General features: G+C 63.0%; 23 protein-coding genes. 10 read left to right on the top strand and 13 right to left on the bottom strand.

What is annotated here, in order from left to right; genetic code table 11:
* Positions 1-19: 19 nt before the first annotated feature.
* Both IVB01_RS18355 and IVB01_RS18350 read right to left on the bottom strand, forming a co-directional pair.
* Positions 20-766: an ABC transporter ATP-binding protein gene (locus IVB01_RS18355; RefSeq protein ID WP_247281660.1), complete on the bottom strand. Its 747-nt coding sequence runs from the start codon at positions 764-766 to the stop codon at positions 20-22.
* A complete protein-coding gene (locus tag IVB01_RS18350) occupies positions 759-1,514 on the bottom strand; it encodes an ABC transporter ATP-binding protein (RefSeq protein WP_008551999.1) in 756 nt (251 codons plus the stop codon). Before IVB01_RS18350 ends, IVB01_RS18355 begins: the two co-directional genes overlap by 8 nt.
* Before the next feature lie 351 nt (positions 1,515-1,865).
* Here IVB01_RS18350 and IVB01_RS18345 point away from each other — a divergent pair, with 351 nt between their 5' ends.
* Positions 1,866-2,513, top strand: coding sequence for a hypothetical protein (locus IVB01_RS18345; protein WP_247281661.1), 648 nt, complete (start codon positions 1,866-1,868; stop codon positions 2,511-2,513).
* On the opposite strand, the gene IVB01_RS18340 is transcribed toward IVB01_RS18345, so the two are convergent.
* Positions 2,510-2,884 (bottom strand): ArsC family reductase, encoded by a 375-nt coding sequence (locus tag IVB01_RS18340; protein ID WP_247281689.1) that lies wholly within the window; start codon positions 2,882-2,884, stop codon positions 2,510-2,512. The genes IVB01_RS18345 and IVB01_RS18340 overlap by 4 nt on opposite strands.
* 101 nt (positions 2,885-2,985) lie before the next feature.
* Here IVB01_RS18340 and IVB01_RS18335 point away from each other — a divergent pair, with 101 nt between their 5' ends.
* From IVB01_RS18335 to IVB01_RS18325, 3 genes are all read left to right on the top strand, one after another.
* A complete protein-coding gene (locus IVB01_RS18335; protein ID WP_247281662.1) occupies positions 2,986-3,357 on the top strand; it encodes a tRNA-binding protein in 372 nt (123 codons plus the stop codon).
* Positions 3,358-3,673: 316 nt separating this feature from the next.
* Positions 3,674-4,207: a TetR/AcrR family transcriptional regulator gene (locus tag IVB01_RS18330; RefSeq protein WP_247494722.1), complete on the top strand. Its 534-nt coding sequence runs from the start codon at positions 3,674-3,676 to the stop codon at positions 4,205-4,207.
* Positions 4,208-4,210: 3 nt separating this feature from the next.
* Entirely contained in the window at positions 4,211-4,993 is a 783-nt protein-coding gene (locus tag IVB01_RS18325) for a sulfite exporter TauE/SafE family protein (protein ID WP_247281664.1), read from the top strand.
* A gap of 2 nt (positions 4,994-4,995) precedes the next feature.
* Here IVB01_RS18325 and IVB01_RS18320 read toward each other — a convergent pair whose 3' ends face one another.
* Positions 4,996-5,700, bottom strand: coding sequence for a glutathione S-transferase N-terminal domain-containing protein (locus tag IVB01_RS18320; protein ID WP_247281665.1), 705 nt, complete (start codon positions 5,698-5,700; stop codon positions 4,996-4,998).
* Between the two features lie 403 nt (positions 5,701-6,103).
* Here IVB01_RS18320 and IVB01_RS18315 point away from each other — a divergent pair, with 403 nt between their 5' ends.
* Positions 6,104-6,316: a hypothetical protein gene (locus IVB01_RS18315; RefSeq protein WP_247281666.1), complete on the top strand. Its 213-nt coding sequence runs from the start codon at positions 6,104-6,106 to the stop codon at positions 6,314-6,316.
* Positions 6,317-6,323: 7 nt separating this feature from the next.
* Here the strand turns inward: IVB01_RS18315 and IVB01_RS18310 are convergent, their stop codons facing one another.
* A complete protein-coding gene (locus IVB01_RS18310; RefSeq protein WP_247281667.1) occupies positions 6,324-6,989 on the bottom strand; it encodes a DUF429 domain-containing protein in 666 nt (221 codons plus the stop codon).
* A gap of 463 nt (positions 6,990-7,452) precedes the next feature.
* On the opposite strand from IVB01_RS18310, the gene IVB01_RS18305 reads away from it, so the two are divergent.
* Positions 7,453-8,793, top strand: a complete 1,341-nt coding sequence (locus tag IVB01_RS18305) for an RtcB family protein (protein WP_247281668.1) — start codon at positions 7,453-7,455, stop codon at positions 8,791-8,793.
* A gap of 74 nt (positions 8,794-8,867) precedes the next feature.
* Here IVB01_RS18305 and IVB01_RS18300 read toward each other — a convergent pair whose 3' ends face one another.
* The 4 genes from IVB01_RS18300 to IVB01_RS18285 all read right to left on the bottom strand — a co-directional run bounded on the left by IVB01_RS18300 (position 8,868) and on the right by IVB01_RS18285 (position 13,012).
* On the bottom strand, positions 8,868-10,055 hold the full coding sequence (locus tag IVB01_RS18300; RefSeq protein ID WP_247449251.1) for a serine hydrolase domain-containing protein: 1,188 nt from the start codon (positions 10,053-10,055) through the stop codon (positions 8,868-8,870).
* 69 nt (positions 10,056-10,124) lie between these two features.
* Positions 10,125-10,817, bottom strand: coding sequence for a GNAT family N-acetyltransferase (locus IVB01_RS18295; RefSeq protein WP_247494721.1), 693 nt, complete (start codon positions 10,815-10,817; stop codon positions 10,125-10,127).
* A gap of 4 nt (positions 10,818-10,821) precedes the next feature.
* Positions 10,822-11,169: a Lin0512 family protein gene (locus IVB01_RS18290; protein WP_200454603.1), complete on the bottom strand. Its 348-nt coding sequence runs from the start codon at positions 11,167-11,169 to the stop codon at positions 10,822-10,824.
* A gap of 178 nt (positions 11,170-11,347) precedes the next feature.
* Positions 11,348-13,012 (bottom strand): acetolactate synthase large subunit, encoded by a 1,665-nt coding sequence (locus IVB01_RS18285; RefSeq protein ID WP_247281672.1) that lies wholly within the window; start codon positions 13,010-13,012, stop codon positions 11,348-11,350.
* A gap of 372 nt (positions 13,013-13,384) precedes the next feature.
* On the opposite strand from IVB01_RS18285, the gene IVB01_RS18280 reads away from it, so the two are divergent.
* Both IVB01_RS18280 and IVB01_RS18275 read left to right on the top strand, forming a co-directional pair.
* On the top strand, positions 13,385-14,257 hold the full coding sequence (locus tag IVB01_RS18280; protein WP_247281673.1) for a bifunctional helix-turn-helix transcriptional regulator/GNAT family N-acetyltransferase: 873 nt from the start codon (positions 13,385-13,387) through the stop codon (positions 14,255-14,257).
* Between the two features lie 56 nt (positions 14,258-14,313).
* Positions 14,314-14,700, top strand: a complete 387-nt coding sequence (locus IVB01_RS18275) for an ester cyclase (RefSeq protein WP_247449248.1) — start codon at positions 14,314-14,316, stop codon at positions 14,698-14,700.
* Between the two features lie 21 nt (positions 14,701-14,721).
* On the opposite strand, the gene IVB01_RS18270 is transcribed toward IVB01_RS18275, so the two are convergent.
* The gene (locus IVB01_RS18270; RefSeq protein ID WP_247281675.1) at positions 14,722-15,942 is read right to left on the bottom strand and encodes an MFS transporter; all 1,221 of its coding nucleotides are present in this window, start codon (positions 15,940-15,942) and stop codon (positions 14,722-14,724) included.
* Between the two features lie 382 nt (positions 15,943-16,324).
* Between IVB01_RS18270 and IVB01_RS18265 the strand changes: the two genes are divergently transcribed.
* Both IVB01_RS18265 and IVB01_RS18260 read left to right on the top strand, forming a co-directional pair.
* Positions 16,325-16,786, top strand: coding sequence for a cupin domain-containing protein (locus IVB01_RS18265; RefSeq protein WP_247281676.1), 462 nt, complete (start codon positions 16,325-16,327; stop codon positions 16,784-16,786).
* Between the two features lie 8 nt (positions 16,787-16,794).
* Complete coding sequence (locus IVB01_RS18260; RefSeq protein ID WP_247281677.1) at positions 16,795-17,295, top strand: peptide deformylase; 501 nt, start codon at positions 16,795-16,797, stop codon at positions 17,293-17,295.
* 162 nt (positions 17,296-17,457) lie between these two features.
* Here IVB01_RS18260 and IVB01_RS18255 read toward each other — a convergent pair whose 3' ends face one another.
* The 3 genes from IVB01_RS18255 to IVB01_RS18245 form a co-directional block, all read right to left on the bottom strand.
* The gene (locus tag IVB01_RS18255) at positions 17,458-18,339 is read right to left on the bottom strand and encodes an AraC family transcriptional regulator (RefSeq protein WP_247281678.1); all 882 of its coding nucleotides are present in this window, start codon (positions 18,337-18,339) and stop codon (positions 17,458-17,460) included.
* A gap of 212 nt (positions 18,340-18,551) precedes the next feature.
* On the bottom strand, positions 18,552-19,808 hold the full coding sequence (locus tag IVB01_RS18250; protein ID WP_247281679.1) for a serine hydrolase: 1,257 nt from the start codon (positions 19,806-19,808) through the stop codon (positions 18,552-18,554).
* A 131-nt stretch (positions 19,809-19,939) separates the two neighbouring features.
* Positions 19,940-21,631 carry an AIPR family protein gene (locus tag IVB01_RS18245; protein WP_247494720.1) on the bottom strand — a complete coding sequence of 564 codons (1,692 nt, stop codon included), beginning with the start codon at positions 21,629-21,631 and terminating at the stop codon, positions 19,940-19,942.
* Between the last annotated feature and the right edge of the window lie 14 nt (positions 21,632-21,645).

Here is a 21,645-nt window from a genome sequence, read left to right as displayed (position 1 = left end):
AATTTTTTCGTTGGCAGTTCTAGACACCCAAATAGGTGTGGAGCTTGTCCATGTTGGCGGCAAGCTCCGCATTGGAGAATCCGTCGATGATCTTGCCGTGCTCGACCACGTAATAGCGGTCGGCAACAGTGGATGCGAAGCGGAAGTTCTGCTCGACGAGAAGGATGGTGAAGCCTTCCTTCTTGAGCCGCGCAATGGTGTGGCCGATCTGCTGGATGATGACGGGCGCAAGGCCCTCCGTCGGCTCGTCCAGCATCAGGAAGCTCGCGCCCGTGCGCAGGATGCGCGCGATCGCCAGCATCTGCTGCTCACCGCCCGAGAGCTTGGTGCCCTGGCTGTTGAGCCGCTCCTTCAGGTTCGGGAACAGGTCGAAGATCTGATCGAGCGGCAGCCCGCCTTCGCGGACCACCGGGGGCAGCAGCAAATTCTCCCGCACGTCGAGACTGGAGAATATGCCCCGCTCCTCGGGGCAGAAGGCGATACCCATCCGCGCGATCTTGTCGGAGGTCGCGCGGATGATGTCCTGATTGTTGAACTTCACCGAGCCGGTTCGCTTGCCGATGATGCCCATGATCGATTTCAACGTGGTCGTCTTGCCGGCGCCGTTGCGCCCGAGCAGGGTGACGACCTCGCCCGCATTCACGTCGAAGTTGATCCCGTGCAGGATGTGGGACTCGCCGTACCAGGCTTCCAGGTTGCGGACTTGAAGGATGTTTCCGCCGGTCGCGGCCTTTGCCGGAGCCTCGGCGATCGCAGTGTCAGGCATGACCGGCTCCCAGATAGGCTTCCTTGACGCGCTCGTCCTTGGTGAGCTCGGAGTAATGGCCCTGCGCGAGCACCTGCCCGCGCGTCAGCACGGTGATGATGTCGGAGAGATTGGCCACGACGCTCAAATTATGCTCGACCATCAGGATGGTATATTTCGCGGAGATGCGCTTGATCAGCGCCGCGATCTTGTCGATGTCCTCGTGACCCATGCCGGCCATCGGCTCGTCCAGCAGCATCATCTCGGGGTCGAGCGCGAGCGTGGTTGCGATCTCCAGTGCGCGCTTGCGTCCGTAGGGCATCTCGACCGCCGGCGTATTGGCAAACTCGCTGAGGCCGACATCGTTCAACAGCTCGCGCGCGCGATCGTTGAAGCGGTTGAGCACGGATTTGGAGCGCCAGAAGTCGAACGAAGAGCCGTGCTGGCGCTGAAGGGCGACGCGGACGTTCTCCAGCGCGGTGAGATGCGGAAAAACCGCCGAAATCTGGAACGAGCGAACCAAGCCCATGCGCGCCACGTCGGCCGGCGCCATCGCAGTAATGTCCTGTCCCTTGTACAGGATCTTTCCGGCAGACGGTTTGAGGAACTTGGTCAAAAGATTGAAGCACGTCGTCTTGCCGGCCCCGTTCGGACCGATCAACGCATGAATGCTCCCACGGCGAACCTTGAGCGCAACGTCGCGGACGGCGAAGAAGCCCGCGAACTCCTTGGTCAAGCCTTCCGTTTCGAGAATGAACTCATCGGCCAAACAGATTTCCCCCTGCCCGCGCGACGCGCTGGCCGCGCGTGGCTGTCCTTGTTGCTTCGGCTTTCCGGAGGCCTTGGAGCCCCTCCGGAACGCCGCCTCCGGGCGCGGAATATGCCGGAGGTGACGGGGGTTAGGCAAGGCGGAAAGCTGAGCAGATCAGGCCTCCGGCTGGGATACAAATGCTCCCTTAGTCGGAGATGTTTTGATGTCGTGCCTGCCCGGCCTCCCGGTTCGCAAGGCACCGGTCGTCAAGCCGTCGTTAACGGTCTTTCGTCTCCCGCGCCAGCCTTCATAGAAAATTTTCCCGCGGCATAGATCATGTGCGGGTTTTGACATGCCGGGAATATTGTTTTGGATTTCGCAAGCGCCGCGCCCTCCGTCGTCAAGTCGATCAGGCAGCGTGATCTCCTGAACACGTGGCTGCGACTTTATGCGCGCCAGCAGGTCGCACCGGCGATCTGGGAGTACCAGCCCGCGCGGCTCGAGGAAGAGCTGTCCGATCTCATCTATTACACGGTAGACAATTCGACGCCGACGCCGCACCTGATCATCCAGAGCGAAGGCACGCGCATTTCGCGCGCCTATGGCCACAGCGGCAAGGGCATCCTGCTGCACGACTATGTCGGACCGCGGCTCGCGCCCTTCGTGATGCCCATCTATCACGAATGCGTTGCGCGCGGGCTTCCGATCTACAGCGTTGCCGACATCGACGACATCTACGGTCGCATCGTCGCCTATGAACGGCTGTTGCTGCCGTTCTTGACCGAGGACAAGGTCAGCCACATCATCGCGTCGGTGAAGACCTTCTGCGAGGACGGCGGCTTCGAGATCAAGAATCTGATGCGCGGAAATGACGCGCCGCCGCGTCCGAGACTGCGCGTCGTGATCGACCGCGACCTCTTTCATCGCGCGCCTGGTCGCATCGCAGCAGCCGACGTGGTCGAGATCGCCGACCAGTCCGGCCCAAGCGTCACCGCCGAGACCATCGAACTGAATTAGCGCGCCTTGGCTTCAGCGTTCTTGGCGCCGACTTCCTTGGCATAGATATCGGGCTTGAATCCGACCAGCAGCTTGCCGCCAATTTCCAGCACCGGCCGCTTGATCATCGATGGTTGCGCTAGCATCAACGCCAGCGCCTTCTTCTCGCCGAGCCCTTCCTTGTCGGAATCAGGGAGCTTTTTGAAAGTCGTGCCGGCGCGATTGAGCAACGTCTCCCAGCCGACCTTTTCGCTCCATTGCTTGAGCTTGTCCTTCTCGACTCCCGCCGTCTTGTAGTCGTGAAACTCGTAAGGCACGCCATGGCTGTCGAGCCAGGTGCGCGCCTTTTTCATGGTGTCGCAGTTCTTGATGCCGTAGATGATGTTGGGCAAGTCGTCCTCGCGCATGCGTCGCATGGTGACCGCAGCGTTGTACGAAACTCCGGTTCGCGCGACAATATTGCGAACGACGCCATTTGCCGAACGGATGGACTATGCACGTCACTCACGACCCCGCGGCCGCCGCCTCGCCGGCCATCGACTTCAACAGCTTCCTCGCGGTCGATATCCGCGTCGGCACCATCGTCGACGCCAAGCCGTTTCCGGAGGCGCGCAAGCCGGCCTTTCGGCTATGGATCGACTTCGGCCCTGCGATCGGCGTCCGCAAGAGCTCGGCGCAGATCACCGAAAATCATCCGCTCGAGACGCTGGTGGGGCTGCAGGTCGCGGCCGTCGTCAATTTCCCGCCGCGCCAGATCGGCCCGGTCGTATCCGAGGTGTTGACCCTCGGTTTCCCCGATGCTGCCGGCAAGGTCGTGCTGGTGCAGCCGAGCAAGCCCGTGCCCAACGGCGGACGGCTGTTCTAGCGGCACACGAGCCAAGAGCCGCCCCGCCGCCGCTGGCAGGGCGCGTCAGCCACTTCACCGCCTTATCTCCCGGTCCGGCGCCGGCAGGTCTTGACCTCGCTGCCGCTCTGCTTTAAAAATGACTGATCGATCGGTTTTTATGTAGATCACCGAGAATTTGTGCGTCGCTGACAAACCTCCAAAGTGATCAATCTGTCAGTTATTTATGGACTGAGCCGATGCCCAAGATCAGCGACAAGAAGCGCGAAGGCGGCGGCAGCAGATCCTCGAAGCGGCCCTCGCCTGCTTTGCCGAGAACGGTTTTCACCAGACCGGCATGGCCGATATCGTCAAGCGATCGGGCTTGAGCCATGGCGCGGTCTATCTCTATTTCCAGAGCAAGGACGATCTGATCGAAGCGCTCGCGGACGACCGGCATCGCCGTGAGGCCGTGCTCAACTCGGTCGCTCAAGGATCGGGCGATCCGATCGAAAGGCTGCACGCGCTGGTCCGCGTCTACGCGCAATGGCTTACCGATCCCGCCGGCGAGCCCCGCCGCCGTGTCGGCATTCATGGCTGGGCCGAAGCGCTGCGCAACCGCCGCGTCCGCAGCAGCGTCGTCGAAGGCATCGACATGCCGCGCGCGCTGATCGTGGCGCTGGTCGAGCGCGGCCAGCATGACGGACTCATCAAGCGCGACCTCGGCGCCGAGGCGATCGCGCGCGTGCTGATCGCAATTTTCCAGGGTTTTGTGCTGCAACAATGCTGGGGCGAGGATTTTGACGTCGACGCCTGCATGATGGCCGTTGACAGCGTGGTCGACGGCCTGCGCACGACCAAGGCGGACGTCAAGCGACGAACCAGGACATGAACGATGACCTGGATATATGAACTCCTCGCCGGCGCCGGCGTCGGTCTGGTCGCGGGATTGGCATCGGGCTTCTCGGGCACGAGCCCCGGCGGCGGCCTCGTCATCTTCTCCGTGCTGTTGCTCGGCGCCGAGCAGCACGTCGCCCAGGGCACATCTCTGATCGCACAAGTGCCGCCGACGGGCCTTGCGGGCGTACGCCGCTACTGGCAGAGCGGCAACCGCAGCCCGCTGCAATGGATCGTCTGGATCGGCATCGGATTTCTCATCGGCGGCGCCAGCGGTAGTTATGCTGCGGCCGCCACGCCCGACACAGTGCTGCAATGGACCTACGTCATCTATCTCGTCGCGCTGATCGCAGTGCTGGCGCTACGCCGCGACCGCAAGGACGGCGAGAGCAAGGCCGGCGATCCCGCCGAATTGCCGTGGCTCCCTCTGCTGCTTGTCGGCGTGCTCGCGGGCTTTTCGTCCGGCTTCATGGGCATCGGCGGCGGCCTCGCGATCACCGTCGGCCTCGCCGCGGGCCTGCGCGTACCGCAGCATCAGGCACAGCTCGTCAGCCTCATCTTCTCGGTGATCCCGACCAACAGTCCGGCGGCCTGGATTTACTGGAGCAAGGGACTGATGGTCAGCTGGCCGGCCATCATCGGCATTCTGGCCGGCCTCTGGATCGGCACCGATCTCGGCGCACGCATAGCCAATGGCGTCAGCAAATCGGTGCTGCGCCGGACCATGATCGCCCTCGTCGCGCTGATGGCGCTCTATATGACGTACAAGGCGCTGGGCTAGCCTCACGGCCGTTTCGGAATATTCAGCCCGCGCTGCACCGCCGGACGCGCGAGACCTCGTTCAAGCCAAGCGCCGACCGATTTGAACTGGCTGAACTCGACGAGATCGCCTGCGCCGTAGAAGCCGATGAGATTACGCACCCAGCCGAGCATCGAGATGTCGGCGATCGTGTAATCGTCATCCATGAACCAGTGCCGGCCGGCGAGTTGCGTCTCCATCACGCCGAGCAAGCGCTTGGACTCGCTCACGTAGCGTTCGAGTGGCCGCCTGTCCTCGAAATCCTTGCCGGCAAATTTGTGGAAAAAGCCCACCTGGCCGAACATCGGCCCGATGCCGCCCATCTGGAAATGCACCCATTGGATGGTCTGATAGCGGCGTGCGGCGTCTTCCGGCAGAAGCTTGCCGGTCTTCTCGGCGAGGTATTGCAGGATCGCCCCGGATTCGAACAGCGGTAGCGGCCTGCCGCCCGGGCCGTTCGGATCGAGGATCGCCGGGATCTTGCCGTTCGGATTGAGCGAGAGGAATTCGGTCGTCTTCTGGTCGTCCTTGCCGAAATCGACGAGGTGGACTTCGTAAGGCAATCCAATCTCTTCCAGCATAATCGAGACCTTGACGCCGTTCGGCGTCGGCAAGGAATAGAGCTGAAGCAGTTCGGGATGTTTCGCCGGCCAACGCTTGGTGATGGGAAAGGCGGAGAGATCGGACATCGAGACCTGTGGTGCATGGACTGAGGCGTGCACAATCTAGGCAGGACGCCGTCCGGCGCAAGTCACGATTCGTCCCGGCGAACCCGCGCTTATGGCGGCAGCGTTGCGAGCGCCACGATCGGAATCATTGCTTCATGTTGCAATCGGTACTCGATGAACCGTTGGCCCGTGATCAACAGCAGGGCCGTAAAGGCAACCGCGAGCATCGCGGTCGCCAATTGGCAGGTGTCATACATAGTTATCTTGTCCCTCAGCAGCCTTTGGCTTCAACGTCGGCTCAGGAACCATGTTCCTTGGCCGCTTGAAAATATTGCTACTTTTTCCCGGTCATCGAGACAAAGCCCCTTGCGCTGTTCCAAGCGCCCGCGCAGGGACCATTAAGCCTTCCAAGCGTTATCGCCGGATGAGCATCGAGAAGCGCGCACTGCTGGACCATGCTGAGCGGTGCCGCCGCGTCGCCGGCGATCTCGCACATAGCGAAGCTGCGCGGCGGCTGCAGTCCATGGCCGAGGAGTACGAACAGAGAGCAGCAAGGCTGGACGACGATGGCGTTCATCTGAAGCAGAGTTATCCTCGCCGGCGCTACACGGGAGACGGAAGCGATCGCGAGGGCTAAGGAGGGCTCAATAGTTGATCTCCATTCTCAGGCCTCGCGGATCGATCTCGTCGTCGCCGACACGTTGCGTGCTCTCGCGCGCCGCGACCGCGCAGGCGCAGGCATCGATCAGATCGTCACGGCCGATGCCGGTGCGATAGCGAAGCGTCAGCCATGTCTCGATCTTGGTGAAGCCCCGGTCTCTCAGCAGAGCAATACGCTGCGCTTGACCACGCGGTGACGTCTTCGGCTCAAGCCGAACTCGTCCGGCCAGATTCCAGAAGATCAATTCAGGATGGGCCTCGCCGATCGTCGGTTGCCGCGCCGGCGCCATGGCATCGTCGACCTCCTTGAGCTTGTCTCTGATGTTCCAGAGCTGCGCCGATACGCCCCTGCCCTTGCCCTCCTGATCCCAGTAATAGCGATTCGCCGCAGCCATATCCGGGAACGTCCACAGGTCGCGGCGCGCGCCGAGAAACACGGCAGGGCCGATCAATTCGCGCGCACGCAGATCGCAAGCGCGATAGCCGCTCGGATTCAAGCCGATCGGCATGTCGATCATCGCGCGCGCATGCGGCAACGCGAGCAGGCGCGTCAGGCCCGGTGAGTAATCGAAGCCGTGATCGCCGCGCTCATCGATCCAGGCAGCGACCCAGCCGAAGCGAAATCCATCGAGACCGAGATAGGTTGGCACTCATTCGTCCATGTCTTGCGTCCATATCTTGCAATTTCACACGCGCCGTTGCTTGACAACCGCGGGTTGCCTCCCGCGGCCTCGCGAGCACTTCCGTTCGCGACCGACAACATGAACCGAGCGATGCTGTACCGCTACGAAAGATTTGCGCGACTGTCGAACGGCCTTCGGCCAATCCGATGTCGCATGCCCGGCTCATCGGAGCGATCTTGCCTAACCGCAAGATCGACAGTCCGCTTCTCACGGACCCTCCCGAGCCTGCCGCTCCGGAGGGTTTTTTGTTGCCCGCGGCGCTTCTCCGAAGCCTCGGTTGCGTGGATCACTACCTCGAAGACGGCGTTGAATTAATGCGAAAGGACAGCGAATCCGGACGCGGGACTGCGCCTGGAACCAGCGAAATCTCTGACAGGAGCCGCGCGTCCACTCTGTGGTGCGCGCAGGAAGTGAAGCAGGAATCACGGCCATGCGACGATCCGATCCCTACATGGAACGCGCCCGCGAGCTCTGCCTCGCCGCCGGTATCGATCCCGACTCGCGCGTCGGCGAAGGACGCGGCCAGCCGGCCTGGTGCTCGTACCGCGACGCCGCGCGCAAGGAGCATCTCGCCCGCGAAGCCAACACCGCCGCGAGCGAGCTCGCGAAGCTGCGCCCGCAGGAGGCGCGCTTCCAGAATGCGCCGCTGAAGATCTTCGGTCCGCATGAGGAGGCGACCGTGGCGCAGATGCGCAACTGCATGGCGGTCGGCAATGTCGTATCCGGCGTGATCTGCGCCGACGGCCATCTCGGTTATGCCCAGCCGGTCGGCGGCGTCATCGCCTATGAGAAGCAGATCAGCATCTCCGGCGTCGGCTTCGACATCGGCTGCGGCAACATGGCCGCAAAGCTCGACACGCGCTTCGACGATATCGTCGACATCGTGCCCACGATCATCCGCGACGTCGCCAAGACGATCTCGTTCGGTGTCGGCCGGGCCAATGCCGAGCGGGCCGAGCACGCGCTGTTCGACGACGGCGATGCCTGGCGCGAGAGCGACATGGAGGCCTATCGTCAGAAGGCGGTGAGCCAGCTCGGCACGGTCGGATCGGGCAACCACTATGTCGATCTCATGCGCGACGAGGAAGGCTTTGTTTGGGTCGGTGTCCACTTCGGAAGCCGCGGCCTCGGGCACACCTCCGCGACGCGCTATCTCAAGGCCGCCGGCGGCAAGGATGGCATGAACGTGCCGCCTGCCGTGGTCGACGAGGAGTCCGAGCTCGGCCGCCGCTACATCGCGGCGATGCAGCTCGCCGGACGTTACGCCTATGCCGGCCGCGAGTGGGTCGTCGAGCGCGTCCGCCGGATCATCGGCGGCAGCGTGACCGAGAGCGTGCACAACCACCACAACTACGCCTGGCGCGAGACCCACGACGGCCGTGATTTGTGGGTGGTGCGCAAGGGCGCGACGCCGGCGTTTCCGGGCCAGAAGGGATTCGTCGGCGGCTCGATGGGTGACGACGCCGTCATCCTCGAGGGCGTCGACAGCCCCGAAGCCAAGGCCTCGCTGTACTCGACCGTGCACGGCGCCGGCCGCCTGTTCGGACGAAGGGAGGCGAAGCGGCGCTTCTCGCGCGCGGAGATGGACCGATGGCTGAGCGAGCGCGGAGTCACCCTTGTTGGTGCCGACCTCGATGAGAGCCCGATGGCCTATCGCCGCCTGCCGGACGTGCTGGCGCAGCACGCCGGCACCGTGCGGGTGCTGCACACGCTGCGGCCGTTCGCCGTCGCCATGGCCGGCGAAGGCGAGTTCGATCCGTGGAAGGACTGACGAGGACGGGCGGGAGGCAACGCCTCCGGCTCACCTTGTGTCTGGCACAGCCGACGAGCCAGGCCGAACTCTCGTCATGTCGCGCCGACCGCCTGATAGGCCAGACGCTTGAACTCGAAGAAAAAGGGATTCCAGAACCCCATGTAGCGCTGGGCCATCAGCACGCCGGCGGTGTTGGCGTCAGGGCAGATCCACCAATGGGTGCCTGCAAGCCCGCCCCACTGGAATTCACCGGTCGAGTTCGGCGGATCAAACGGCGTCGGCGCGAAGGTGACGGCGCCACCGAGACCGAACCCCTTGCCGGGGATCGGCCCGAGATTGGCGAAGCGGATGGTCTGGCCAGCGGGCAGCTGGTTCGTCATCATCAGCCGCAGCGTCTCCGGCTTCAGCAGCGCATCAGAACCGGGCAGCAACGCGCGCACCAGCGCCAGCATGTCGGGCAAGGTCGAGACCAGACCGCCGCCGCCGGACAGCCGCGGCAACGGCCGCCGATAGGCCTGCGAATAAGGCAGATGGTCGGCCCGCGTGAGGCCGGGCTTCATGGGATCGAGCACATCAGCGCCGTTATAGAGTGCCACCAGCCTGCCCTGCTGCGCTTCCGGCACATAGAAGCCTGTATCGGTCATGCCGAGCGGATCGAAGATGCGCGCCTTGAGGAAAGCGTCGAACTGCTGGCCGGAGACGACCTCGACGACGCGGCCGAGCACGTCGGTCGCCACCGAATATTCCCAGCCGGTGCCGGGATGATAGGACAAGGGCAGATCGGCAAGCCGGTCGATCATGTCGGCGAGCGGCGTCAGCGGATTGAGCACGCGCGCCTCGTTGTAGCCTTTGAACAGCACCGTGCCCGGATCGAAGATGCCGTAGCTGAGCCCGGACGTGTGGGTCAGCAGCTGTCGGATCGTGATCGGGCCCCTCGCCGGCTCGACATCGGCAAGGCTCGCAGCCCCCGGCTTCAACACCGTGCGATGGCCGAGCTGCGGCAGAAATTTCTCGACGGGATCATCGAGCCCGACGCGGCCCTCCTCCACCAGCAGCATGATGGCGCAGGTGACGAAGATCTTTGTATTGGAAAATGCACGAAAAATGTGGTCGGGCCGAAGCGCGGTGTTGGCCTCGCGGTCGGCAAAGCCGACGCATTGCTGGTCGACGACATCGCGCCCCCGCAGCACAGCCCAAGATGCACCGGGGATGATCTCCTGATCGACGTAGCGCTGCATCGCCGTCCGCGCGGCGGAAAAATCAGGTGTCCTGGCGTCCATGTGTTTCCTCAAATTATGGTTGGGAACGATATAGCGCGAATTCGCCGGATATGAAGCCCGCGGCGCAGCTCATTCCTGCTTCATCAGCGCCGTCACGTGCAGGCGACGGCGAATCCGCATGCCCTGCCGCTGATAGAGCGCGATGGCGGACGCGTTGTTCGAAAATACGTGCAGGAAAGGAATTTCGCCGCGCGCCTCGATCTGCCGCGCGACCGCCGCGAGCAGCGCCTGCGCATAGCCGCGGCCGCGATGATCAGGATGCACGCACACGGCCGTCATTTCCGTGAAATTGCCTGGCTTCATCCGCTCGCCGGCCATGGCAACCAGCTCGCCGCCGGCACGGATGCCGAAGAACGTCCCCAGTTCGTGCGTGCGCAGCGCGAACGGGCCCGGCTTGGTCAGCTCTGTCAGCGCCATCATGGCGGGCACGTCGGCGGGTCCCAGCGTGACGATCTCGGCATCGCGGAGCGGGCTGTCGGCGGGCGATCCGATCATCTGCTCGCCGGTCTCGGCGAGCACGACCTTGAAGCCGGCGGGCACGTCGACCGGCTCCGGCGTAAACAGCGCAGCGACTTGCGATCCCGTCATGAGATCACCGAGCGCAGCAAAGCTTGCCGGGGACAGGTCGATCATGTCGGCAAACGGCGTCATGTCCACGGGATAGCGCAGCGCCCGCGGGCCGCCTTCGGCCAGATGCTTCTGACGCGTTGTCAGAGCGCTCCAGATCGGACGATCCAGCAGCGCCATATCGCTGTCGGACACCGGCCTAGTCCTTGTCGAAGCTGACGATCACGGCCGCATTGGCGATGAGGATGGGGTCGTTGGCCACTTCCGTGGCCGAGGGAATCTCCAGCCCGCCCTTGACTGCGTTGACAGTCACTGTGCCGTAAGGCAGCTCCTTGGCGACGGCTTCCTTGTCGACGGCTTCCGGATTGGGCACGGCGATCGTGACGTCGACAAACATGTCGTTCGCGGTCTTCCCGATCATCCGAAAAAAGCCGAGGCTCGAATGCCTGATCGCGTCCGACACCGCACGTTTCGCCGCCTTGGTGGCATCCCTGCCGTGGACGTCGACGCCCATGCCCATCTCGGTGACACAACGAACCCGGGTCATTTCATATTCCTGTGGTTGGTTGGATGTTGCCGCAAGTTGTTATCGCATTCGGGCTGGTCGGCATACCCCGTCATTGCGAGGAGCGAAGCGACGAAGCAATCCAGACTGCCTCTGCGGAACGGCTCTGGATTGCTTCGCTGCGCTCGCAATGACGGGTGTGGCGAAGTGTCGAACACACTTACGCCTTTGACTTTTCATGCGCCCGCAGCTCGTCGACCAGCACCCGCACGTTCTCCGAATAATCGATCGGAATCGAGACGAGGTGCACGCCGCCCTCCTTGAAGGCCGCCTCCAGCGTCGGGCCGAAGCTGTCGATGCTCACGATGCGATGCCCCTTGGCGCCGTAGGCCTTGGCATAGACGACAAAGTCCGGATTTCCAAAGGTCATGCCGTAATCGGCAAAATGATCTACCGCCTGCTTCCAGCGGATCATGCCGTAGGCGTTGTCCTCGAGCACCAGCACGACGAGATTGAGCTTGAGACGGACGGCACTCTCCAGCTCCTGGCTGTTCATCATGAAGCCGCCATCGCCGGCGACCGCGAGCACACGGCGGTCCGGATGGAGCATCGCGGCCATCATTGCCGACGGCAGGCCGGCACCCATCGTCGCCAGCGCATTGTCGAGCAGCAGCGTGTTGGCAACGCGAGTGCGGTAGTTGCGCGCGAACCAGATCTTGTACATGCCGTTGTCGAGCGCGACGATGCCGTTCTCCGGAATCACCTGGCGGATGTCGTGCACGATCCGCTGCGGTGTCGGCGGCCAGCGCGCCTCGGTGGCGCGATCGGCGATGTGCCTGAGAATCTCTTCGCGTAGCGGCAAAAGCGCCGCCGCCTGCGGCAGCTTGCCTTCGAGCCGATCGGCGAGCAGCTCCAGGCTCGGGCCGACGTCGCCGACGACCTCGGCGTCTGGAAAATAGACCAGCTCCACGCTCGCCGGTGTATAGCTCACGTGAATCACCTTCGGCCCCGCCGGCCCCATGATGAAGGGTGGCTTCTCGATGGGGTCGTGGCCGATCGCGACGATCAGGTCGGCGGCATCGATCGCGTCATGAACGTAGTCGCGTTCGGACAGCGCGGCGGTCCCCATATAGAGGTTGGTGCCGCCGGGCACGGTGCCCTTGCCCATCTGCGTGGTGAAGAAGGGAATGCCGGTCCGCCGCACGAAGCTTGCGATGCCATGCGTCGACCGCGGCCGGCTGGTCGCAGCGCCCATCATCACCAGCGGACGCTTTGCAGCCAGGATCATCTCGGCGGCACGGTCGAGTGCGGCACGATGGGCGACCGGAATTTCGATCGGATGGACAGGGATCACCGGGACGGCGGATACTTCGTCGCCCGCGATATCTTCTGGCAATTCGAGATGAACCGGCCCGGGCCGTTCTTCCATCGCGACGCGAAAGGCGTCGCGCACCACGGTCGGGATGCTGGAAGCGCTGACGATCTGCCGTGACAGCTTCGTCAGCGGCTTCATGGTCGCAACCACGTCGACGATCTGGAAGCGCGCCTGCCGGCTGCTCATGATCGGCTTCTGACCGGTGATCAGGATCATCGGCATCGCACCGAGATGCGCATAGGCCGCGCCGGTGGACAGATTAAGTGCGCCAGGTCCAAGCGTCGACAGACACACGCCGGGCCTGCCGGTCAGCCGCCCATGCGTGGCAGCCATGAAGGCGGCGGCCTGCTCGTGGCGCGTCAGGATCAGCTCGATCCTTGAGGTGCGGAGCGATTCGACGAGGTCGAGATTCTCCTCACCGGGGACACCGAAGATGCGGTCGACGCCCTCGTTCTCCAGCGCGGCGACAAACAAGTCCGATCCTTTGACTTTGTGGTCCTGTCCGCTCATGTGGTCTCCGCTTGCTGCACGTCCCACGCTCCGGGAGCGGCCGCATGGTAGCGGCTCGCGGCACGGGCACAACTCACAAAGAGGCGCGCGAGAGCTCCAGCCTCGTCATTGCGCGCGCAGCGAAGCAATCCAGCGTCTCTCCCGGATCCATTTCCTGCGCTCGCACTGAGAGAGTGTGGAGCGACAGCCTCCACCTCTCGCGTGTCCCGGCCGCGGTGTAGCACGCGTGACCGGCGGCTCCCGCGGCATCGCCGCGGCGATCTCCCGTCGGCCGGCGCAAGGGAAGCGCGGTTGCGATCTGCGCCATGCGAGGACCTCTTGACCTGCCCAAAGCGATTGACAGCAGGAGATACCTGACTAAAGTCAGACATCATGCTCGACCCCGTCTCCCGCGTCCGCCGCTTCAACCGCGCCGTCACTTCCGCTGTCGGTGCACTGGATACCTCGTTCCTGGGCCGCGGCCGGCCGCTTGGCGCGGCGCGGGTGCTCAACGCGATCGGCCACGGCCGCTCGGACGTGGCGGAAATCCGCGACTATCTCGGTCTTGATTCCGGATTGATGAGCCGGCTGCTTCGCAGCCTCGAGGACGAAGGGCTGATCGAGACCAATGCGCGCGAGGACGATGCGCGCCGGCGCATGGCAAAGCTCACGCGCGCGGGCCGGCGCGAGTTCGCAGCCTATGAGGCGCTGTCGAACGCGCAGGCGGACGGCATCCTCGCGCAACACTCGCAAGCCGAGGCGCTGCTGGCGGCGATGGACCTGATCGCCTCCGCGCTGACGCGCGAGCGTGTCACGCTGAACGAGATGGACCCGCAAGGCGCGGAGGCCCGCTATTGCCTCGGCGAGTACTATGCCGAGCTCGGGCGCCGCTTCAAGCAGGGCTTCGACGTGTCGCGCTCGCGTGATCCCGATGCCAAGGACATGCGCCGGCCGCGCGGCACATTCATCGTTGCGATCTCGGACACGCTGCCGATCGGCTGCGTCGGGCTGAAGGGCACCGATCACGGCTATGCCGAGATCAAGCGGCTGTGGGTTGCGCCCGCCGCGCGCGGATTGCGGCTCGGCCGCCGCCTGATGGATGCGACCGAAGATGCTGCGCGCGAGCTCGGCATCAGGCTGCTGCGGCTGGACACCAACAGCGCGCTGCCCGAGGCCGGCCAGCTTTACCGCAGCACCGGCTGGCGCGAGATTCCTCGCTTCAACGACGATCCCTATCCCGATCTGTTCTTCGAAAAGCGGCTGTGACGCCGCGAGGCGAATTCGCCTCCTGCCGCGTTATCCTTGCAGCATGGAGCTTCACGATGAACAGCGCCGATCTCGCCGACCGCTATCGCAATTACATCGCCTGCCTGAACCGGCAGGACTGGCCGGGCCTCGGCCAGTTCGTGCATGACGATGTCGTCCACAACGGCCGCCCGCTCGGCCTGTCTGGCTATCGTGCGATGTTGGAGCAGGACTTTCGCGACATCCCGGATCTGCGTTTCAACATCGCGCTGCTGACCTCAGATCCGCCCACCATCGCGTGCCGGCTGGCATTCGACTGCGCGCCGGTCGGACAATTCCTGGGACTCGAGGTGAACGGCAGGCGCGTGTCCTTTTGCGAGCACGTCTTCTACGCGTTTCACAATGGAAAGATCCGGCAGGTCTGGTCGGTGATCGACAAGGCGGCGATCGAGGCGCAGCTCTGATGCTGCGCCTCGATCACGAACTTATGCCGGCGCCGCTGCCACCTCGCCTTGCGGCTTTGCGAACGGGCGGAACGTCATTGCCATCAGGAAGGCCCCGAGACCCATCGCCCAGGAGGCGATATAGAGCCAGGCATAGCTCGAGAACGCGTCGTAGATCAGGCCGCCGGCGAGCGGACCGGTTGCCATGCCGAGGCTGCCGGCCATCGCCGTGCCGCCGATCACCGTGCCCATCATCTTGAGCGGAAAGTTCTCGCGGATGAGCACGGCGTAGAGCGGCATGGTGCCGGCATAGATGAAACCGAAGACGGCGCCGACCGCGTAGAACGTCGTGAGCTGATGCGCGAAGACGTAGGCGAGCGCACCGAACGCCTGGAGCAGGAGGCCGGAGACCAGCACCCGCTTGGCGCCGAAGCGGTCGCCGAGCACGCCGAAGGCGATGCGGCCGCCCAGGCCGGCAAAACCCTCGATGCTGTAGATCGTCACTGCCGCGACCAGCGGAATGCCGCAGCTCACGGCATAGCTGACGGTGTGGATGATCGGACCGGAATGGGTGGCGCAGCAGAAGAAGTTGGTGGCGAGCAGGATCAAAAATTGCGGCGAGCGCAATGCCTCGCCCATCGACAGCTCGCCCTGCCCGGCCCCCTCGCCCGTTGGTGCGGCGGCCGCGTGCGCGAGCGCCGGCGGACGGCGCACCAGGAACGAGACCGGGATCATGATGGCGCCGACCACCAGGGCGACAATCTGCATCGAGGTCCGCCAATCGTGGCCGGAAACGAGCCAGGCCGCGAACGGCGCCATCGTCATCGGCGCCATGCCCATGCCAGCCGACACCAGCGACACGGCGAGGCTGCGATGGGTCTCGAACCAGCCGGTCACGGTCGCCATCATCGGCGCGAAGATCGCCGCGCAGGCCGCCCCGACCAGGAGCCCGAACACAAACTGGAAAACGATCAGCGAGGTCGCATGGCTCGCGGCGAACAGGCTCAGCGCCAGCACGGTCGATCCCGTCAGCACCACCGGCCGCGGCCCGAATCGATCCGTCAGCGTGCCCCAGGCCATGCTGGTGAAGGCCATTGCCAGAAAGCCGATCGTCATCGCGCTGGAGATGCCGGTCACCGACCAGCCGGTGTCCTTCGCGATCGGCTGCAGGAACACCGGCAGCGAAAACATGCCGCCGATCGCGACGCAGCCGAGCAGGCCGCCGGCGGCGACGATCACCCAGCGATAGGGGGATTGGGTCATTTGGGTCTCCCGTTCAGGTCTGTCTTGCGTGGAAGACGAATGGGAACAGCCGGGGTCGACAAGCCGACGTAAAATTTTGCGGCACGTTTTGTGATCTGCCAATTAAAAGTCGCGAAAACAACCCCATGCACAGTAGCCGGGTGCTGCAAGATCAACGACTTAGGGTGCTGGCACCTCACGATGCGCGAGCCGCAATTTGACTCGTCGGGCAAAACAGCTGCACAATGGCATCATCCCACTGATCCTGACCTGGTCCACGATTGCGATCGTGACCATTCGTCCGTCCGCTCTCCAGACGCTCGCCGCGCCGCGTGCGGCTGTGTCCGACGATGCGTCGCGATGTGCTCCTCCATCGGCGCGCTGAAATGCAGGGAACCCGTCCATGCCCAAGATTGACCTCGCCAGGACGCCGGCCCGCAAGGGTTCCGGCTATCCGGCGCCCTTCAGCACCCCATGCGCCGACCGCATCCGGCAGCGGCTCGGTGATGCCGGAGGCCTGTCGGATTTCGGCGTCAACCTGATGCGCCTGCCGCCGGGCGGTTGGTCGAGCCAGCGGCACTGGCATTCGCACGAGGACGAATTCGTCTATGTGCTGGAAGGCGAAGTGACGCTGATCGAGAACGACGGCGAAACCGTGCTGCGCGCGGGCGATTGCGCCGCCTTTCCCAAGGCAAGCGGCAACGGCCATCACATGATCAACAGGTCGAATGCGACGGCGGTCTATCTCGAAATCGGCTCGCGCTCGCAAGACGACCTCATCACCTGCTCCGACATCGACATGATGAGCCCGGCATCCGACGGCCGCTTCCTGCACAAGGACGGCACGCCGTATCCGGACGCGTGATGCCCTGCATGACCATCCGCCCCCTCCTCCGCTACCCCGACCGCCGACTCGCGACGCCAGCGCGCCCCGTGACCGCGTTCGACGACGGCTTGCGCGAACTTGCGCACGACTTGCTCGACACGATGCGCGCCGCACCGGGCATCGGCATCACCGCGCCGCATATCGGAGTGCCCTTGCGCGTCGTGGTGCTCGAGCTCGACGCCAGGGACGACGGCCCGCTCACCTATGTCAATCCGGTCATTGAATGGGCCTCGCCCGAGATGATCCTGCATCGCGAAGGCAGCGTCTCGATGCCCGGCGTCAACGACGAGGTCCAGCGCCACGCGCGCGTGCGGATCAGCTATCAGGATCTCGACGGCAACACACGAACCGAGGAATCGGACGGCCTGCGCGCGGTGTGCCACCAGCACGAGATCGACCAACTCGACGGCATGTTCTGGATCCAGCGGCTGTCGCGGCTGAAGCGGGAGCGACTGGTGAAGCGGTTCGAGAAGATGTCGCGAAGTTGAGGCGTCGCCGGGGCGGCGATGAGGTTCAATCCCCTGCGCGCAGTAGCCTGATCTGCTTCAGTTCGCTGATGCTCATTCACATGAACAGTCATGGCCCGGCGGTCGTGGATAACGGCCTCTCCGTTGCTCGCGATCGGCTGGGACAGGCCGCGGTCCGAGGACCTATTTCAGCGGCAGAAAGAGCTCCGCGACCGTCTCATGCTCCGGCACCTCCGGGAAGAAGCTCAGCCGCTGGCAATAGATCGGGAAGTCGCGCGCTTCCTCGCCGCTGGCCGGAAGCCAGTCGCGATAAAGATAGAGCGCGGCGGGCTCCAGATTGTTGGTGTAGCCGACCACGCGCAGCACGGCGCAGCGGCCGCCGGGGATCTCGCCGGCCTTGATCCCTTCGCCATTGGCCACGATCGCCCGGTCGGTACCGACGCAAAGGTCCACGCTGTAGTCGGCGGGCGAGGCAGGACGCCGTTCGGAGCGCCAGACGTTGAAGGTCGGATTTGTCCTGGGGTGCAGGCCCGCTGCCTTGCGCCACGCGATGAAGCGCTGGAGGGTAGCTTGTAGCGTTGCCGGGTCGCCTCGATGCTCCATGATCGCCACCTTCGTGGTGGGCACATCGCGGATCGTCACGTCGTCACGGGTAAAGGTCGTCTGCATGAGCTTGCTCCTCGCGTTGTCGAGAGGCCCGAAGGCCGCAAGCCACGGTTCCCAGTCGGGAGATTTCCGGAACGACGACGGCGATTGCCCGAACCGTTGCCGAAAGGCGCGGGCGAAGGCGTCCGGTGCGTCGTAGCCGGCCTCGATCGCGATGTCCGTGACTCTCTGCGCGTCCGTGTAGGCGAGCTGATGCGAAGCGCGCTTCATGCGGGCGAGCTGGACATAGCGATGCACGGACAGCCCGAAGGTCGCCGAAAACTGCCGGTGGAAATGAAATTTCGAGAAGGCCGCAACACCGCTCAACGTGTCGAGGTCCAGATCATGGTCGAGATGCCGGTCGATATGGTCCAACACCCGTCGCATCCGGTCCTGATAGGTTTGCAGCGCCGCCTTCATCGTCCTTCCTCCGTGGCGGCTCCAGTTAGCTGCGGACGGCCATGGCGTGCTCGACCGATCTTGCGGTTTGTACTGTCGTCGCCCGGCTCGACCGGGCGACCCAGTACGCCGCGGCCTCTCGGTTCAATCATGATCGTCTCTGGATACTGGATCACCCAATCAAGTCGGACGATAACACCGAGCGTGTGGCGCGAACGGGCGCCTCGGCCACCCTACCCGCCCGCCATCAGCTCCTTCGCCAGCGCCATGTAGGCCGGCAGTGTCACGGGATCGTTGGCGGCGTTGCCCGCCATGGGATGCGAGGCATAGCGGGCGATCACCATTTCGGCTTTGGGATCGATGTAGATGCCCTGGCCGTGGACGCCGCGCGCCATATAGGCGCCGTGGGCATTGTGGCTGACCCACCATTGATTGCGGTAGGAGGCGCCCGGCAGCGTGGTGTAGCCGGCCGGCTTGAATTTCTGGGGATCGCCGCCGCGCGCGATGTCCTCGACCACAGACGAAGGCACGATCTGGCGGCCGTTGAAGCGGCCGTGATTGCGCATGGTCTCGCCGAAGCGGGCGAGATCGCGCAGTGTCGTGGAGAGACCGCCACCGCCGCTCTCGGTGCCGATGCGGTCGACGTGATAATGCGCGTCCTCCTCTGCACCCATCGGCTGCCAGATGCGCTCGGAGAGAAGATCGGACAGCGTCATGCCGCTGACGCGGCGGCAAATCCAGGCCAGCACGTCGGTGTTGATCGTCTTGTAGGCAAAGGCCTTGCCGTGCTCGCCCTGCTTCTTCTGCGCGATGAGGAAATCGAAGATCGTGGTCGCGCCGTCATAACCCGGCGGGATCGGCGCCATGCCGTTCGCACGTCGCAATCCCCACACATCCGAATTCTTGTCGGTGTAGACCTCCGTGTATGCGAGCCCCGTGGTCATATCCATGACCTCGTGCACGCGCGCGTCGGCGAACGCGCTTGCCTTCAGCTCCGGCACATAATCCGTGACGGGCGCCTGCGGATCGATCTTGCCCTCGGCGACCAGCATGCCCGCCAGCACGCCGGTGAACGACTTCGTCACCGACATCGCGATATGCGGTTTGTGCGGCTTCAAGGCACCGAAATAGCGCTCATAAATCAGCTTGCCCCGATGCAGCACCGCGATGCCGTCGGTGTAGGTCTCCTCCAGCATTTTTGCGAACGTAAGCGGGCGGCCGTCCATCGTAATCGAGGCGACCGCGCCGATGTCATGGTCCTCCCGCGGCAGCACCGACGCCGGCCCCGCCCCGCGCCAGACGTTCACCGTCGGCACCAGCTGGCGGATGTTGCTCCAGGCCCAGCGCAGTTCGGGGAAGCTGCGGAACGAGCCGTCCTGGAAGGTAATGGTGCGGTCGGGCGGCGGCGGAAAACCACGCATCCAGCCGAGGGTTTCGGGGTCGGTGGAGGTGGGCGTCGTGGGAGGTTGAGCGGTGGCGGCGGTCGACATAAACACAGCTCCGGAGGGCGGTGCAGTGTTGTATCATGGCGGAGCGCAACACACATCGGACGCCAGCGCTGGGCACCTGCGCGAGATCAGGACTACGGCAAGTCTCGAAACAGCTCGAGCACAGGACCGAGTCACACCATCGAAAGGGCCTCGTTTAAGATGGTCTGGCGCTTCAATCGGTCTAGAGATACCTCTCCTAAGGCCTGATAAATTTCCACGACCTTATTGAAAACCAAAGTCGCTGGCTGACCATGCTGGCCCATCGCCCCAATGATTTGGGCCGCTTCCACTTCCGCTCGCTTAGAGTTTAGCTGTGGGACAGTTTTACTACTTACGATCGCGCGAACCAGTGGCAACATGTGCCATTTAAAGCGTTTCATGTTCTGTGGAATGGTGCTGTTCGAAACAAGCAGATTGAAATGGTACATGGTCAAACACGATGCATAAAAGACCGACTCCTTCGTCTCGTCGGCAAAAATAGATTTCGTCAGCTCTTCGTACATCTGTTTCGGATATCGGGCAGCCAGTTCGGGCCGATTGCAAAACATTGCCGCCACACACTTCGCGGCATTGTGAAGAGAAAAGATTCTCGTTGCCGGGATATCTTGTCCGACGTACTGGCGATCTCGCCGTTCGAGATGAAGCCGACTCTCCATGCCATCGTAAGTGTTGAAGTACTGCTCAACTCGCTTGATTATTGGACGCAATGAAAGGAACTGCGTATCCTCCACTTTCGTCTGACTATTTGTTGCACGGACTAGCTCAGAGAAAACGTCCTCAAGCTGCGTCTTCACCACTTTGATGTTGACCATAACGTCGCCCACCGCATTGCGATTTTCAAAGAGCACGTTGGACGTCTGACATCCGTTGACGATCTGGTAGTTACGTAGATGCAGGGTGGTACCCTGCAATTTGATATCGGGACTGACGATTGTGATTCCGTTGTTCAATACTGGAAACCGGCTCGCCGCCTCTGATCCCAGAGTTGCCGCGATGGATTGGTTGACCGGATTATCGTGACCGAGGAACGAACGGACGTTCTCCTCGAATACCTGCGTCCGCAAATTTCCATCGTCCGACACAAGGAGGTTAGTTACAAAGTCGCTCGCCCGAACCACAGCCAAGTAAGCTTCGTCAATTCCGGCAATGTTCGGTAGGGCCGCTGTACTGAAAGCAGGCAAGCTCGCGTCAATCCCGGAGTACGTACTCACCCACATTCGTGTGAGTTCGTCTCGGTCGATAAACCGGACGTCAATGTCGTGAAACAAACCAAGCTCTTTAAGCTGAATTTGAAAATCAGCTAACGCGGTCTCAAGGGCCGCTGGTTTCTGATAAAGGCCGGTCGTGACAAAGCGCGCAGTCAACGAAGGCTTGCCGTTCCGAATTTTCGGCACTTCGTTGACTACAACGTCGAAGATTTGCCGTGCCTCTATCAATACATCATTAGTTACGAGGTAGGGCGATTGAGTCGCAAAACGAAGTATCGCCTCTTTGAACTTGAGAAAATCACCGAGATCGAAACCTTCGGACCGCTTAGCCTGAATAAACTGAACATCGACGTCGTGGTTTCGCCGAGACGAAGAAAAAATGTCCTTTGCGTCTTCGTTAGAAGTTGTAACGATCTCATCAATGACAATGGCGGCCCCATCGATCCCATCCTCGCCCGCCCCTGCGGAAATGTCGTCGAGATCGAACGCAGCGCTATAGCGCGACGAAAGAACACAGTAGATCGCAAACTTCTCAAACTGAATTGATTCTTCGTCCGCTTCGAGTCCTTGACTCTGAACAAAACTGTTTAGATGCGCCTTTATAATTCTATGCATCTATTGTTGCTCCT

Source organism: Bradyrhizobium sp. 164, assembly GCF_023073715.1.
Lineage (GTDB): Bacteria > Pseudomonadota > Alphaproteobacteria > Rhizobiales > Xanthobacteraceae > Bradyrhizobium.
The sequence above is the reverse complement of the archived record's forward strand: the minus strand, read 5'-3'. Positions and strand labels throughout refer to the sequence as shown.